We start from the raw sequence: 15,808 nt of genomic DNA, 5'->3' as shown, positions 1-15,808 counted from the left end.
ACGAGCACCGCACCACCCCCGACCCGCACGAGCACCGCACCCCCGCACCACCCCCGAGACCGACAAAGGACGGATCACCATGCGCAACCGCAGAGCCGTACTCACCGCGACAGTGGCGGCAGCCGCGCTCTCCCTCGCCCTGTCCGCCTGCGGGCAGAACAGCGAGGGCGGCAGCAAGGACAAGGGCGGCGACACCAAGGGCGGCACGATCGGCATCGCGATGCCGACCAAGTCCTCCGAACGCTGGATCGCGGACGGTGACAACGTAGTCAAGAACCTCCAGGGCAAGGGGTACAAGACCAAGCTGGTCTTCGGCGAGGACGACCCCGACACCCAGGTCTCGCAGATCGAGAACCTGATCACGCAGGGCGTGAAGGGCCTGATCGTCGCGGCGATCGACAACAAGTCCCTGGACAACGTGCTCCAGCAGGCGGCGGACGCGCACATCCCCGTCATCGCCTACGACCGCCTGATCCTCGGCACCAAGAACGTCGACTACTACGCCTCGTTCGACAACGAGAAGGTCGGCCGGCTCCAGGGCTCGTACATCGTGCACAAGCTCGGCCTGGACGGCGGGAAGAAGGGCCCGTTCAGCATCGAGCTGTTCGCCGGCTCCAACGACGACAACAACACCAAGTACTTCTTCAACGGCGCGATGAGCGTGCTCCAGCCGTACATCGACAAGAAGCAGCTGGTGGTCAGGTCCGGCCAGACCGCGCTGAACAAGGTCACCACCCTGCGCTGGGACGGCACCACCGCGCAGCACCGGATGGAGGACATCCTCACCGCGTCCTACCGCAGCGGCCGGGTCGACGCGGTGCTCTCGCCGTACGACGGCATCTCCATCGGCATCCTGTCCGCGCTGAAGTCGGACGGCTACGGCTCGGCGGCCAAGCCGCTGCCGGTGGTCACCGGCCAGGACGCCGAGCTGGCCTCGGTGAAGTCGATCATCGCCGGTGATCAGACGCAGACCGTCTACAAGGACACCCGTGAGCTGGCCAAGGTCGCCTCGGCCATGGTCGACGACGCCCTCAAGGGCAAGAAGCCCCAGGTCAACGACACCAAGACCTACGACAACGGCACCAAGGTCGTGCCCGCGTACCTGCTCCAGCCGGTCAGCGTCGACAAGGGCAACTACCGGCAGGTGCTGGTCGACGGCGGTTACTACACCGAGTCCGAGCTCAAGTAAGCCCCCGCCCCTACCCACTGGAAGGCACGACCATGGCGGGACCCGTCCTGGAAATGCGCGCGATCGGCAAGACCTTCCCCGGTGTCACGGCGCTGTCGGACGTCACCCTGACCGTCGGACAGGGTGAGGTCCACGCCGTCTGCGGGGAGAACGGCGCCGGGAAGTCCACCCTGATGAAGGTGCTCTCCGGCGTCCACCCGTACGGCAGTTACCAGGGGGACGTCCTCTTCGAGGGCGAGGCCTGCCGGTTCAGGGACATCCGGGCCAGTGAGCGCAGCGGCATCGTCATCATCCACCAGGAGCTGGCACTGGTGCCGTACCTGTCGCTCGCGGAGAACCTCTTCCTCGGCAACGAGCACGCCCGGCGCGGCATCGTCGACTGGCGGGAGACGCTCCGGCACGCCACCGCGCTGCTGCGCCGGGTCGGGCTGCACGACCACCCGGAGACCCGCGTCGCCGACATCGGCGTGGGCAAGCAGCAGCTCGTGGAGATCGCGAAGGCGCTGTCGAAGTCGGTGAAGCTGCTGATCCTGGACGAGCCGACGGCGGCCCTGAACGACGAGGACAGCGGCAAGCTCCTCGATCTGATCATGGAGCTGAAGACGCAGGGCATCACCTCGATCGTCATCTCGCACAAGCTGAACGAGATCCGCAGGGTCGCCGACAAGGTGACGATCCTGCGCGACGGCCGGTCCGTGGAGACCCTCGACGTCCGCGCCCCGGGGACGACCGAGGAGCGGATCATCGCCGGCATGGTCGGCCGCGACCTCGACCACCGCTTCCCCGAACGCACCCCGCACCGCACCGCGCGGGACGCGCCCCCGGCGCTCGAGATCCGCGGCTGGAGCGTGCACCACCCCATCGACCGGCAGCGCAAGGTCGTGGACGACGTGTCCGTGCACGTGCGCCGCGGGGAGATCGTCGGGATCGCGGGCCTGATGGGGGCCGGCCGCACCGAGCTCGCGATGAACGTCTTCGGCCGCTCCTACGGCCGGTACGCGGGCGGCACGGTCCTCAAGGACGGCGCGGAGATCCGCACCCGGACCGTCGCGGAGGCGGTCGGGCACGGCATCGCCTACGTCACCGAGGACCGCAAGCACTACGGCCTGAACCTCATCGACACCGTCCACCGCAACATCTCGCTGACCGCCCTGCACAAGGTGGCCCGGCGCGGAGTCGTCGACGAGCACGAGGAACGGCGGGTCGCCGAGGGTTTCCGCCGGACCATGAACATCAAGGCGCCGACCGTCTTCGAGCCGGCCGGCAAGCTGTCCGGCGGCAACCAGCAGAAGGTCGTCCTCAGCAAGTGGATCTTCGCGGGTCCCGAGGTGCTGATCCTGGACGAGCCCACGCGCGGCATCGACGTCGGCGCGAAGTACGAGATCTACACCGTCATCGACCGGCTCGCCGCCGAGGGCAAGGCGGTCGTCTTCATCTCCTCCGAACTGCCCGAACTGCTCGGCATGTGCGACCGCATCTACACCATGGCCGCCGGGCGGCTGACCGGTGAGGTGCCGCGGGCCGAGGCCACCCAGGAAGTGCTGATGCGCCTCATGACCAAGGACAAGGGCGCGCCGGAGCGCCGGCCGGCCGACCAGGAAGAGGTGACGCCGTGAGCGCCGACGTGACCGTGACGGACCCGGCCCCCGCGTCGCCGGGCGGCGACGGGAACGGACCGGCGGGGAGCCTGCTCCGGCTGATGCTGGACGGGCTGCGCCGCAACATGCGCCAGTACGGGATGCTGATCGCGCTCGGGCTGATCGTGGTCCTCTTCGCGGTCTGGACCGACGGGGACCTGCTGCTGCCGCGCAACGTCTCCAACCTGGTGCTCCAGAACAGCTACATCCTGATCCTCGCGATCGGCATGATGCTGGTGATCATCGCCGGGCACATCGATCTGTCGGTGGGCTCGCTGACCGCGTTCACCGGCGCGTTCGCGGCCGTGCTGACCGTGCAGCACGGCGCGCCCTGGCCGCTGGCGCTGGTGCTGTGCCTGCTGGTGGGCGCGGCGGCGGGCTCGGTCCAGGGGTATCTGATCGCGTATCTCGGCATCCCGTCGTTCATCGTCACGCTCGCCGGGATGCTCCTGTTCCGCGGGATGACGGAGATCCTGCTGAAGGGGCAGACCCTCGGCCCGTTCCCGGACGGACTGCAGAAGCTCGGCAACGGGTTCCTGCCCGAGGCGGGCCCGGACACCAACTACCACAACCTGACCCTGCTGCTGGGGCTCGTGCTGATCGCGGCCGTGGTCCGGCAGGAGGTCCGCGACCGGCGCAGGCACCGGGAGTTCGCCCTGGAGGTGGCGCCCACCCGCCTGTTCCTGCTGAAGCTGACGGCGCTGGTGGCCGCGGTCCTGGTGCTCACCCTCCTGCTCGCCAGCTACAAGGGCGCCCCGATCGTGCTGATCATCCTCGGCGCGCTGGTGGCCGGTTACGGCTATCTGATGCGCAACGCGGTGTTCGGGCGGCACATCTATGCGATCGGCGGCAACCTGCCGGCCGCCAAGCTGTCCGGGGTGAAGGACCGGAAGGTCACCTTCCTGGTCTTCCTGAACATGGGCGTGCTCGCGGCCCTGGCCGGACTCGTGGTCGCCGCGCGGCTGAACGCGGCCTCGCCGAAGGCGGGTGTCAACTTCGAACTGGAGGCGATCGCCTCGGCGTTCATCGGCGGCGCGTCCATGAGCGGCGGGGTCGGCACGGTCCTCGGCGCCATCATCGGCGGACTGGTCCTCGGCGTGCTCAACAACGGCATGAACCTGCTGAGCGTCGGCACCGACTGGCAGCAGGTCATCAAGGGTCTCGCCCTGCTGGTGGCGGTCGGCTTCGACGTCTGGAACAAGCGCAGGTCGGGCGCGTAGGCGCGAAGAGAGCGCCGGAGCGCGAGCCGGGGATGTGAACCGGCTCACGTGACGGGTGAGTTGAACGACACCCGCGCCGCCTCCGTATCCATGGGTGGCCCGTGCTCCCCCGCGCGGGCCACCCTTCGACGGAGGTTCCCTTGCCTGACAACGTCACCGCGTTGTTCCGCAGCACAGCGGCGCACAGCCCTTCGATGGCGGCGCTGACGCGGGAGAGCGACGGGACGGGCCCGGTGGACTTCTGCATCCCGTGCAACCCCTACTTCCCCACCCCGGCCATGTTCGACGACATGGCGGCGCGGTTGCGCGACATCATCACGTACTACCCGAGCGGCGCCGACACCATCACCGCCGAGCTGTGCGGCCTGCTCCAACTGCCGCCGCAGTGCGTGGCGATGGGCAACGGCTCGACCGAGCTGATCACCTGGATCGACCATCTGCTGGTCCGCGAGTCGCTGTCGGTCCCCGTCCCCACCTTCGGCCGCTGGACCGACCAGCCGATGGAGACCGGCAAGCGGGTCGACATGTTCCCGCTCCAGGAGGCGAACGGCTTCGCGCTGGACCTCGGCCGCTACGCCGAGTTCATCCGGTCGCGCGGCACGCGGGTCGCGGTCGTCTGCAACCCGAACAACCCCGACGGCGGTTACGCGTACAAGCAGTCGCTGGTGCAGTTCATGGACGCCATGGCCGACCTGGACCTGGTGGTGGTGGACGAGTCGTTCCTGGAGTTCGCCGACGCGGAGGCCGACCCGAGCGTGGTGCAGGAGGCGATGCTGCGGCCGAACGTGATCGTGCTGCGCAGCCTCGGCAAGAACTTCGGCCTGCACGGCATCCGGTTCGGCTATCTGGTCGCCAACCCGGGCCTGGCCGGCCGGATCCGCTCCATGCTCCCCAAGTGGAACCTCAACTCCTTCGCCGAGCATGTGGTGTTCATGCTGCGGGAGCACGGCACCGAGTACGCGCAGAGCCTGCTCCAGGTGCGCCGCGACCGGCTGGACATGACCAGCCAGCTCTCCGCCCTGCCCGGCCTGACGGTCTACCCCTCGCAGGGCAACTTCCTCTTCGTGCGCCTTCCCGTGGGCGCCGAGGGCACCGTGGTCCGGGACCGGCTGCTCACCGAGCACCGGATCCTGGTCCGCGAGTGCGGCAACAAGATCGGATCCTCCAGCCGCTTCCTGCGGCTCGTGGTGCGCCCCCAGGTCGACGTGCGACGCCTGGTGTCCGGCCTGGAGTCGGTGCTCTACGAGCCCGGGAGGGGAGCCGCCGTACCCGAGCTGGGTGCCGGGACCAGCTACAGCTCGGGTACGGCGGCGGTCGACCGGCTGGTCGGCGCGACCAACGGGGCCGGCGCGCGACTGGCCGTACCGGCCGGCGCGGCGGCCCCCGCCCCGGGGCCGAGCGACGCCCCGCCCGCCGGCACCGGCATGCCGCTCACCGCCGCCGCGGCTCAGCCCGGCGGCGCGATGCCGGTGCCGGCGCCAGGCCGGATGGTGCCCCAGCAGCCGGCCGCGCTCGCCGCCCCGCCGGCGCAGCAGCCCGCCGCCATGGTGCAGCAGCCCGCCGCGGCCATGGCGCAGCAACCCATGACCCCGATGCCCGCGCAGGCTCCGGTGGCGGCGGTTCCGATGCAGCAGCCGGTCGCCGCGATACCGATGCAGCAGCCGGTGGCCGCGCCGGCCCTGGCGCCGTTCCCCGCGCAGGTTCCGCTCGCGGCCTCCGTCGTACCGCCGCTGCCGGCTCCCGTGCCGGCGGCGCCGCCCGTGCCGGCTTCGGCGCCGGCCGCGCAGGCCGGCCGCACTCCGCCGGGTGTCCCGGCCCGCGGCGGTCTCACCGCGGCCCAGGTCCGGGGCATGACGGCTCCGGGGATGCCGGCCGCGCCGCCGCCCCCGGGCCTGTCCCCGGCCCCGGCGACGGGCTGGCCCGACGCGCAGAGCTGGCCGAACGCGGCCGGGATGGGCGAGGCGACCGGCTGACGGCTGCTCAGCCGCGGGCGCCCGGGCACTCCTTCCACGCCATGTGGTAGACGGTGCTGATGTCGCCGTCGGTCGAGTCCATCGTCATGAAACTGACCTTGCCCGGTGACGTGGTGCCCGCGTTCACCCGTATCTCGGTGTTGATGTTGAAGTTGCGCAGCACGCCGCAGGGCGCCCAGACGAGCTGCGCCACGTCGGTGCTGTCGGTGGCCTGCCAGTCGTCGTTGTAGGGGCCGCCGAAGGGGTGGGTCTTCGCGGCGGTGCTGGGGGAGCCCTGGAAGTAGTACGAGGCCTTCTGGGTGCCGCTCGCTCCCGGCTGGAGCGAGGCGAAGCCCCGGTAGTCGGCGCTGGCGATCGCGTAGGTGAAGCCCGACGGGACGTGCACGACCAGGTTGAGCTGGCAGTTCTTGCGGAAGGCCGTGGGGTCGGAACCGCCGCCGGCCTGGGCGAGGTAGTCGCTGTAGGTCACGGTGAACGCGGTGTTGTCCGGCGAGACGGCCACCGCGGCGGTGCCCTGGGGACAGCCGGAGCCGTTCACCGTCGCGACATCGATGACGATCTTGTCGGGGGGCGGGTCGTCGAAGACGGGCGAGGAGGCCGGCGCGGGCAGCGCCGTGGCGAGCAGAGCGGCCGCGCCGCTCAGGAGGAGCCCACCTGTCATTGGTTTCTCCCGGTTGTGGAGTGGGGGGTTCACCCTCCGCCCCCTCCGTTGAACTTTGAAGAACCTGTGCGGAACCTGTGAAGGGAGGGGAGGCAGGGGAAGCCTAGGAAGGCGCGCCGACGGGCGGGAGGGCTGTCTTAGGCCATTCACAACCGGCTTTTCACGTTCCGCGCCCGGGACACGGCCGCGGTCTCCCCCGTCTCCACCGGGCCGCCACCCCCGCTCCTCACCCGGCCGCGTCCCGCCCTCCACCCGGCCGCCACCCGGCTGCCACCCGGCCGCCACCCGGCCGTACGGCCGTCCCCGTCCGCCCGTACCGCGTAATCCGCCCGCGCCGGGACCCGCGGGCGGTCACCGGGGGCCGTCGCGCCATGGAGAATGGCCGGACCCGCGCCCCGTAAGATCGCCCGGGAGGATCCACCTTGGCGCTTGACAGACGTACCTTCAGTGCCCTGGCCGGCTCGGCCGCGCTCGGCTTCGCCCTGGGCGGCAGCGGCGGTCCGGGGGTGTCCCCGGCGTACGCGGCACGCGATGTGCCCACCGGTCCCGCACCCGCCCCGCCGCGCCCCGACGGCAAGCGGCACACCGTCGGCCACGACTCCTACTCGCTGCTCGTGGACGGGCGGCGGCTGGTCGTGTGGTCCGGCGAGATGCACCCCTTCCGGCTGCCGAGCCCGTCCCTGTGGCGGGACGTGCTCCAGAAGATGCGGGCGCACGGGTTCAACACCGTGAGCGTCTACGTGTCGTGGAACTACCACTCCCCCGCGCCCGGCCGGTACGACTTCTCCGGCGTCCGCGACCTCGACCTCTTCCTGCGCACGGCCGCCGAGACCGGGCTGTACGTCATCCTGCGCCCCGGCCCGTACATCAACGCCGAGGTCGACGGCGGCGGCTTCCCGGGCTGGCTGACGGCCACGAAGGGCACCGCGCGCACCTCCGACCCGGACTACCTGCGGTACGCGGACGAGTGGCTGACGCAGGTGAACCGGATCGCCCGCCGGCATCTGTTCACCGACGGCAGCGGAACGATCCTGCTCTACCAGATCGAGAACGAGTACGACGCCCACGTCACGGAGCCGGCCGGCCGGGACTACATGGCCCACCTGTACCGCAAGGTCAGGCAGGACGGGATCGACGTCCCGCTGTTCCACAACGACAAGGGCCGCAACGGCTACTGGATCCCGGGCTCGTTCGACACCGGCGGCGAGCAGGGCCGGTGGCTGTACGGCTTCGACGGCTACCCCTCGCCCTCCCAGACCCCGCCGGACTGGGGTCACTTCGGACGCGGCGGGCTCACCGGCGGGGCGACGGCCTCACCGCGCACACCCGGGTTCGTGCCCGAGTTCGGGGGCGGCTGGTTCGACCCGTGGGGCGGGGCCTGGTTCGACGGCAAGGGCTACGCCGAGGCGCGGCGCACCCGGGACGCGGCCTACGAGCGCCGCTTCTACCTGACCAACCTCGCCAACGGCCTCACCCTGCACAACGTGTACATGACCTTCGGCGGCACCTCGTGGGGCTGGCTGCCGGCACCGGTGGTCTACACGTCGTACGACTACGGGGCCGCGATCGACGAGGCCCGCAACGTCACCACGAAGATCGCCCCGATGCACCAGCTCGGGCACCTGCTCCAGCGCGTGCCCGACTTCGCCCGCCTGGACCGGGCGGCGGACGTCCACGCCGAGGGCCTGAAGGTCTACCACCTGACCAACCCGGACACCGGCGCCCACGTGTACGTGGCCCGCAACGACGGCACGGCGGCCGTCACCACCGACCTGCCCACCGACGCCGGGCCGCTGCGGATCACCGTGCCCGCGCGGGACGCCCGCATGCTCGCCACCGGGCTGTCGCTGGGCAGGCGGACGATGAAGTACTGCACCGCCGAGCCCATGATGAACCTGACGGCCGGGCGGCTGGAGATCGCCGTGTTCACCGGGCGCCGGGGCGACATGGCGGACCTGGTCCTGAAGTGCCCGGCCGACCCGGTCGTCCAGCGGCTCGACCCGGAGGGCGCCTGGGCCTACGACGGCGACGAACTCCGCATGAACGCGCCCCTCGGGCAGGAGGGCCTCACCCGGATACTGGTCACCCAGGGCGAGACCGAGATCCCGCTGCTGGTGCTCTTCGCCGACGACGCCACCGCCGTGCGCCTGTTCCCGTACGACACCCCCTCCGGCACCCTGCTGGTGTACGGCCCGAAGCTGCTGCGCCACGTCGAACTGCGCGGCTCCGAGGTGCATCTGACGGGTGACACCGAGGAGGCGGCCGGCCTGGAGGTGTGGGGGCCGCGCGGCATCACGGGCCTGGTGTGGAACGGGCGGAAGGTGCCGACCCGGGTCACCGTCTCCGGCAGCCTGATGGCGACGCAGCCGCTGCCCGGCGTGCCGGACGTGGTGCTGCCGGAGCTGGGCCGGTGGCGGACGCGCACCGAGAACCCGGAGGCCGGACCCGGCTTCGACGACGCGAAGTGGCGGGTCGCCGACCGGACGTCGTCGTACAGCGTCACCCCCGTCCCGCGGGGCGGTCCGGTGCTGTTCGCCGACGACTACGGCTTCCACTACGGCGACGTCTGGTACCGGGGCACCTTCGAGGACGCCACCGGCGCCGAGGAGGTCGCGCTCTCCTACACCTCCGGCACCCAGGGCCTGCTGATGGCGTGGCTGGACGGGGAGCCGCTGGGCACGCACCGGATGCCGGTGCCGGACAAGGACACCACCATCCGCAAGGGCAGCTGGGACGCGACCGCCGTCCTGCCCGTGCGGGAGTCCCTGCGCACGCCCGGCCGGCACGTCCTGTCGGTCCTGGTGCGGCGCATGCAGCACGACCAGGACGGCAAGGCCCAGGACACCCACAAGGCGGCACGCGGTCTGACGGCCGCCGTCTTCAAGGGCGCGGCGCCGAAGGTCACCTGGCGGATCCAGGGCGAGGCGGGCGCGGACCCGGTGCGCGGACCGCTGAACAACGGCGGCCTGTACGGCGAGCGCGAGGGCTGGCACCTGCCCGGCTTCCCCGACCGGGACTGGGAGTCCGTGAGCCTCCCCCGGGCCGAGCGGCGGCAGGGCGTGACCTGGTACCGGACGGACTTCCGGCTGTCCGTGCCGCAGGACGTCGACGCCTCGGTCGGACTCACCCTGGACGACGATCCGTACCGGGCCTACCGGGCGCAGATCTTCCTCAACGGCTGGAACATGGGCCAGTACATCAACAACGTCGGCCCGCAGCACACGTTCGTGCTGCCGAACGGCATCCTGCGCACCCGGGGCACCAACACCCTGGCGCTGGCGGTGCTGTCGGAGTTCACCACGCTGTCCGGACCGGGCGACGTCCGGCTGACCCTGCTGGGGCGGACGGCGGGCGGCCTGCCGGTGACCCCGGTGCTCTCCCCCGGCCGCTGAGCCGCCGGACCCCGTGCGCGCGGCACCCCGAGGACGGCCGCGCGCACGGGGCGGAACTGCCGCCCCCGGATGCATGACGTGGACACAGTCGGCCGCGTAGGCTCGGACGGTCCGCACTGCGGCGGGCGCGAAGGGGGACGGATGGTCATCGCGGGCGCGCGACGGCGGGCGGCACGCCTGACCGCACGGCTGGCCGTACGCCTGCGACGCTCGGGTCCGGCCAGGCGCTCGCTGGCCGCCGATCTCGCCGCCGCCGTCCGCGCCCGGCCCCGGCGCCCCGAAGGGGTCGAGGCCCTGTGCCGCGCGCTGTGCGAGGAGATGAGCGCCCGCCGGGACGGGCGGCCGGTGCGGCTGCGCTTCGAGCGCTTCCCGGACGAGATCGAGGTCACCGGGCTGTGGATGGAGTTCCAGGACTTCGACCTGGTGATCGTGGAGGAGCGCGCCGAGGCCGTGCAGCGGCTCGTCATCCTCGGCCACGAGCTGTGGCACCTGCACGCCGGGCACCGGCACCACCACCCGGTCGGGGACGAGGTCGCCCGCGCCTTCGCCGACGCGCCCGGCTGGCGTGACCCGGCCCTCACCGTCGCCGCCCGCAACGGCTCCCGGGAGTCCGACGAGGCCGCCGCCGAGGACTTCGGGCACCGCCTGGCCGCCCTGTTCCGGCCCTTCCTCGCGGACCGGGCACCCGGCCCGGACGCCCCGCTGCACCCGGTCCAGCGCTCCCTCGGCTACCGGGGACGCCAGGGGGCCGGGCGGTGATCCGGTCGGCGTTCGACGCCCCCGCGTTACTCGGGGAGTTCTACATCTCCTTCTGGATACCGACGGCCGTGCTCGCCGCGGCCCTCGTGATCAAACTGCCCACGATCGTCCGGCTGTGGCGGGACCCGCTGCTGCGCGCGGTCGGCGGGCTGCTGCTGCTCGCCCTCGGCGTCTTCGTGTTCTGCACGCCCTCCACGATCGCCCGGGTGAACCGGCTGGCCGGGGTGCCCAACATCTCGGCGCCCTGGTGCTATTCACTGCTCACCGCGTTCTGCGGCTCCTGCCTGCTGCTCATCGTCACCTGGCGCAACGGCCCCGCCGACCGCTCACCGGTGACCCGGCGGGCGACGCGCTGGGTGGTGTCGGTGTACTGCGGGGTGATCGTCGCCCTGTGGGTGCTGTTCGGGCTCGCCGACGCCTCCGTGGAACGGCTGCGGGACCTCGACACCTACTACGCCACCACCCCGTTCATGCGCGAGGAGATCCTGCTCTATCTCGTCGCGCACTCGGTGGCCTGCGTGATCACCTCCCGGCTGCTGTGGAACTGGGTGCGCACCGAGGGGCTGGACGCCTGGCTGCGCTGGGGGCTGAAGCTGCTGGGCGTGGGGTACGTGGTGAACCTCGTCTTCGACGCGGCCAAGCTGACCGCCGTCACGGCGCGCTGGCTGGGGCGGAACCTGGACTGGCTGAGCACCGACCTCGCCCCGCCCGTGGCCGCGCTGTCCGCCATCCTCATCGCCGTCGGCTTCATCCTCCCGCACGCCGGCCAGTACCTGCACGACCGCTGGCGCATCCGCCTCGCCCACCGCGAACTGCGGCCTCTGTACCGGCTGATGAGGTCGGCGACCGGCGAGCGGGTGCCGTTCGTGCTGCGGGCCACGCCCGAACTGCGGCTGATCCGGCGCGAGACGTTCATCCGGGACGTGCTGCTGCCGCTGGCCCGCCGCATCGACACCGGCCTGAGCGGCCGCGGTTACGACGCCGCGCTCGCCCTCGGCCACCCGCCGGAGCGGGCCCGCGCGCTGGCGCGGGCGGTGGGCATCCTCGACGCGGTCGAGGCCGGGTCCCGTACGCCGGACGCGCCGGACGCGGCCGCCGCGCCCGACACCACCCACCTCCTGAAGGAGATCGGGGCCGTCTCCAGGGCCCTGCGCCGACCCGACGACATCGCGGCGGTCCGCGCGCGTGCGGCCGCCCCAGCAGAGAGCGTTGCCGTACATGAGTGAACGCAAGTCCTCGGCCGTCGTGCTCGGCGGCTCCCTCGCCGGACTGCTCGCGGCCCGTGCCCTGGCCTCGGCGGGAGCGCGGGTGACCGTCGTCGAGCGGGACGCGCTGCCCGCGGGGCCCGAGCCGCGCAAGGGGCTGCCGCAGGCCCGGCACGTGCACCAGCTGTGGTCCGGCGGCGCGCGGGCGCTGGAGGACCTGCTGCCGGGCGCGCTGGAGGGGCTGCGGGCGGCCGGTGTCCGCCGGGTGCCGATGACCACGGACATGGTCGGGCTGTCGCCGTACGGCTGGTTCCGGCGGTGGGAGGAGTCGGCGTACATGCTGCCCGCCGGCCGCGACCTGCTGGACTGGGTGGTGCGCGAACGCGTGCTGGCCGGCGGCGGGATCGAGCTGCTGGAGCGGGCGGAGGCGGTCGGGCTGACCGGTACGGCGCGGGAGGTGACGGGGGTGCGGGTGCTCCCCCGTGACGGCGCCGAGCACACCTTGCCGGCCGGTCTGGTCGTGGACGCCACCGGGCGCGGCTCCCGCGCCCCGCACTGGCTGGCGGGTCTCGGACTGCCCGCTCCCGAACGGCGTGAGGTCGACTCCGGACTGGGCTACGCCAGCCGGCTGTTCCGGGCGCCGAAGGGCGCGCGGGACGGCTTCCCCGTCGTCAACATCGCGCCCGATCCGCGGATCTCGGGGACCGGACGCGGAGGGGTGCTGCTGCCGGTCGAGGACGGCCGGTGGCTGGTCACGCTCATCGGCGGCCGTGACGACGAACTGCCCTCCGGGGACGAGGACTTCATCCCGTACGCCCTCGGCCGGCTGCGGCATCCGCTGCTCGGGGAGCTGCTGGCGCACGCGGAACCGCTGGGCGGGGTGACGGTCACCCGGACCACGGCCAACCGCCGTCACTTCTACGAGCGGGCCGCGCGGTGGCCGGAGGGGTTCGCGGTCCTCGGGGACGCGGTGTGCGCGCTCAACCCGGTGTACGGGCACGGGATGGCGGTCGCGGCCCGGTCCGCGCTGGCGCTGCGCGAGGTGACGCTGTGCCGGGGCGGCGTGGGGGCGCCGGGGCTGGCCCGGCACGTGCAGAAGGCGGTCGGACGCGCGGTCGCCCCGGGCTGGGACCTCGCGATCGGCTCGGACGTCTTCTACCCCGGCGCCACCGAGGCCGGCCCCACCCTCAGGGACCGGGTCCTGTCCGCGTACGTCGACCGTCTGCTGTACACCGCGACGGGCAACGGCCGGATCGCCCGCCGGATGACCGACGTGACGTCCCTGCAGCGGGGCGCGCAGACACTGCTCTCGCCGTCCGTGCTCGTCGCCGCCGCGGTGGGCCCGCTGAGGAAGCCGCTGGGCGAACCGCCGCTGAGCGCGGCGGAACGCGAGGCGGCGGGCGCCGGCTGACCGCGGGCGGGACCGGGTGCCTCAGCCCGCGAAGGCGGGCTGGGGCAGGCCGTGGCCCGCGTCCGGGACGACCAGGAGCGAGCCCGACAGGGGGCCGGGCGACGCGAGGCCCTCGCGGGCCGTCGTGATGTAGAGGTCGGTCAGGCCGGGCCCGCCGAAGGCGCAGGCCGTCGTGCGCGGGGCGGGCAGGGGGATCACCCGGTCCAGCCGCCCGTCGGGCGTGTAGCGGCGGACCGCTCCGCCGTCCCAGAGCGCGACCCAGACGCAGCCGTCCGCGTCGACCGTGAGCCCGTCGGGATACCCCGCGCCCTCCTCGATCACGGCCAGCGTGCGGCGGCCGCGGATCCCGTCGGCGTCGTGGTCGAAGACGTCGACGCGCCGGGTGGGGCTGTCGACGTGGTACATCAGCCGGCCGTCCGGGCTCCAGCCCGTCCCGTTGCCGACGGTGACCGGGTCCGGCGCCGTCCACACCGTGCCGGCGCCGGTCAGCCGGCTCAGCGTGCCGCCGCCCGGTGCCTCGTCGTAGCGCATGGTGCCGGCCCACAGGGAGCCGTCCGGGGCGACGGCGGCGTCGTTGGCGCGGCGGCCGGGTACGGGGTCGCGGTGGAGCCAGCGGAAGGTGTCGTCGGGGTCGAGCAGACCGACGCCGTCCCGCAGGTTCAGCACCAGCCCGCCGCCCGCGCGCGGCTTCGCGGCGCCGACGTGCTGCTCGGTCGTCCGGACCGTGCGGCGACCCGTGGCGGGGTCGTAGGTGTGCACGCGCATGCCGAGGATGTCGACCCAGAGCAGACGGCCGGCCGCCGGGTCCCAGGTGGGACCCTCGCCGAGGGCCGCCCCGGCCCGCACCGCGACCTCGTGGCGGATCACGCCGCCTCCCGGTGCCCGAGCCGCCCGGACAGGTCCGCCGCGCCCTTGGCGGCCAGCAGTTCCAGCTCGGCGCGGCGTTCCTCGCTCCAGCGGATCATCGGGACCGAGATGGACAGGGCGGCGACGACCTGCCCGGTGCGGTCGCGCACCGGCGCGGCCACGCAGGCGACGTCCGGGTTGGACTCACGGTGCTCCACGGCGACACCCCGGCGGCGGACCTCGGCGAGCGCGGCCCGCAGGGCGGCGGGGTCGGTGATGCTGTCCGGGGTCATCGCGGCCAGCGGGGTGCCGTCCGGAACGCGCGCGGCCAGCTCCTCCTCGGGCAGCGCCGCCAGCAGCATCTTGCCGACCGAGGTGCAGTGGGCGGGCAGCCGGCGGCCCGCGGCGGAGACCATGCGCACCGCGTGCGTGGAGTCGACCTTGGCGATGTAGATGACGTCGGTGTCCTCCAGGACGGCCACGTGCACCGTCTCGTCGCAGGTCTCGGCGACCGTGCGGGCGACCTGCCGGCCCTCGGCGGCGAGGTCGAGCTGCTCGGCGTAGCGGCTGCCGAGCTGGTACGGGCGCACGCCGAGCCGGTACCGGCCGGGCTCCCCGGGCGCGGGCACGATGTACGAGCGGGCGGCGAGCGTGGTGACGAGCTCGTGCACGGTGGTGCGCGGCAGCTGGAGTCTGCGCACGATGTCGGGGGCGGAGAGGATCCCGTCCCCGTCGAGGAACAGCTCGAGAATGTCCAGAGCCCGGGTCACGGCGGGCACCATGCGTCCCACGTCCGGCCCCTCCCTTGCGTCTCAGGCACCTGCCGCGTTCGAGATTTCAACAGGTGATCGGCATGACGAACACAGGCTAGTCATGGCGGGTCGGCCGGGCAACGGTCCCTCATGGGCCGGGCACCATGGGTGACATGGATCTCGACTTCCAGCTGGTGCTGCTGCGCCGCATGGCCGACCACAACCCGGAGCTGGTGGAGGAGGCCCGGCGCCGGCTGGGCGCGTCGGCCGCGGACATGCGGGAGGCGAACCGGCGCTGGCAGGCGCTGGTCCACTCGCCGCGGTCCCGGTCCGCGGCGTCCCGGTACCGGTCGGTGCTGGGCCGGCCCGAGGCCGTGCTCCCGCGCCGGCTCGGTGATGTCGCGTGCGAGGCCTGGCAGTGGACGCTGCCCCTCTGGCCCGGCCTGCGCTTCGAGGTCCTGGTCTCCTCCGACGGCGCCGTGTGGCACGAGTGGCTGGTCCGCGCGCCGGACGCCCCGGCGCCGGAGCTGCGCACCCTGGAGGACCTCGCCCCGTGGTCCTGCACGGTGGACGAGGCCGCCCGCGCCTTCGCCCCGGCCCGCCCGCTGCAGGGGACGGCGCCGGCGCGGTGGGGGCTCGCGTTCACCGCGCCCGATCGGGACGGCGTACCGCGGGAGGTGGCCGCGGAGTTCACCTGGGGACTGCTCCAGCGGACGGCGGTCCGCGACTGAGCCGGGACCGGCGGACGGACCCGGCCCCCGGC

At 72.9% G+C, this 15,808-nt stretch carries 12 protein-coding genes; 9 read left to right on the top strand and 3 right to left on the bottom strand.

Translation table 11 applies throughout. The features are described 5' to 3' along the window. The first annotated feature begins 79 nt into the window (after positions 1-79). The 4 genes from chvE (at position 80) to ACIPRD_RS19210 (ending at position 6,019) form a co-directional block, all read left to right on the top strand. On the top strand, positions 80-1,189 hold the full coding sequence (gene chvE, locus ACIPRD_RS19225; RefSeq protein WP_401564475.1) for a multiple monosaccharide ABC transporter substrate-binding protein: 1,110 nt from the start codon (positions 80-82) through the stop codon (positions 1,187-1,189). A 32-nt stretch (positions 1,190-1,221) separates the two neighbouring features. After that, a complete protein-coding gene (mmsA, locus tag ACIPRD_RS19220; RefSeq protein ID WP_401564473.1) occupies positions 1,222-2,805 on the top strand; it encodes a multiple monosaccharide ABC transporter ATP-binding protein in 1,584 nt (527 codons plus the stop codon). Continuing rightward, the gene (gene mmsB / locus ACIPRD_RS19215) at positions 2,802-4,046 is read left to right on the top strand and encodes a multiple monosaccharide ABC transporter permease (RefSeq protein WP_401564471.1); all 1,245 of its coding nucleotides are present in this window, start codon (positions 2,802-2,804) and stop codon (positions 4,044-4,046) included. The genes mmsA and mmsB overlap by 4 nt, the downstream gene beginning before the upstream one ends. Before the next feature lie 140 nt (positions 4,047-4,186). Continuing rightward, positions 4,187-6,019 (top strand): pyridoxal phosphate-dependent aminotransferase, encoded by a 1,833-nt coding sequence (locus ACIPRD_RS19210; protein WP_401564468.1) that lies wholly within the window; start codon positions 4,187-4,189, stop codon positions 6,017-6,019. A gap of 7 nt (positions 6,020-6,026) precedes the next feature. Here ACIPRD_RS19210 and ACIPRD_RS19205 read toward each other — a convergent pair whose 3' ends face one another. Next, on the bottom strand, positions 6,027-6,680 hold the full coding sequence (locus ACIPRD_RS19205) for a DUF4360 domain-containing protein (RefSeq protein ID WP_356397768.1): 654 nt from the start codon (positions 6,678-6,680) through the stop codon (positions 6,027-6,029). A gap of 422 nt (positions 6,681-7,102) precedes the next feature. Between ACIPRD_RS19205 and ACIPRD_RS19200 the strand changes: the two genes are divergently transcribed. The 4 genes from ACIPRD_RS19200 (at position 7,103) to ACIPRD_RS19185 (ending at position 13,447) form a co-directional block, all read left to right on the top strand. Further along, positions 7,103-10,072: a beta-galactosidase gene (locus ACIPRD_RS19200; RefSeq protein WP_401564464.1), complete on the top strand. Its 2,970-nt coding sequence runs from the start codon at positions 7,103-7,105 to the stop codon at positions 10,070-10,072. Positions 10,073-10,213: 141 nt separating this feature from the next. After that, positions 10,214-10,831 carry a toxin-antitoxin system, toxin component family protein gene (locus tag ACIPRD_RS19195; protein ID WP_356397762.1) on the top strand — a complete coding sequence of 206 codons (618 nt, stop codon included), beginning with the start codon at positions 10,214-10,216 and terminating at the stop codon, positions 10,829-10,831. Continuing rightward, positions 10,828-12,057 carry an MAB_1171c family putative transporter gene (locus ACIPRD_RS19190; protein ID WP_401564461.1) on the top strand — a complete coding sequence of 410 codons (1,230 nt, stop codon included), beginning with the start codon at positions 10,828-10,830 and terminating at the stop codon, positions 12,055-12,057. Before ACIPRD_RS19195 ends, ACIPRD_RS19190 begins: the two co-directional genes overlap by 4 nt. After that, positions 12,050-13,447, top strand: a complete 1,398-nt coding sequence (locus ACIPRD_RS19185; protein WP_401564459.1) for an FAD-dependent oxidoreductase — start codon at positions 12,050-12,052, stop codon at positions 13,445-13,447. The genes ACIPRD_RS19190 and ACIPRD_RS19185 overlap by 8 nt, the downstream gene beginning before the upstream one ends. 21 nt (positions 13,448-13,468) lie before the next feature. On the opposite strand, the gene ACIPRD_RS19180 is transcribed toward ACIPRD_RS19185, so the two are convergent. Then, entirely contained in the window at positions 13,469-14,314 is an 846-nt protein-coding gene (locus ACIPRD_RS19180) for an SMP-30/gluconolactonase/LRE family protein (RefSeq protein ID WP_401564456.1), read from the bottom strand. Continuing rightward, positions 14,311-15,084 carry an IclR family transcriptional regulator gene (locus ACIPRD_RS19175; RefSeq protein ID WP_356397752.1) on the bottom strand — a complete coding sequence of 258 codons (774 nt, stop codon included), beginning with the start codon at positions 15,082-15,084 and terminating at the stop codon, positions 14,311-14,313. The genes ACIPRD_RS19180 and ACIPRD_RS19175 overlap by 4 nt, the downstream gene beginning before the upstream one ends. Positions 15,085-15,218: 134 nt before the next feature. On the opposite strand from ACIPRD_RS19175, the gene ACIPRD_RS19170 reads away from it, so the two are divergent. Next, positions 15,219-15,776, top strand: a complete 558-nt coding sequence (locus ACIPRD_RS19170; protein ID WP_356397751.1) for a hypothetical protein — start codon at positions 15,219-15,221, stop codon at positions 15,774-15,776. Positions 15,777-15,808: the final 32 nt, after the last annotated feature.

Source organism: Streptomyces sp. NPDC090108 (assembly GCF_044747185.1).
Lineage (GTDB): Bacteria > Actinomycetota > Actinomycetes > Streptomycetales > Streptomycetaceae > Streptomyces.
This window is presented reverse-complemented; position numbering and strand designations above follow the sequence as displayed.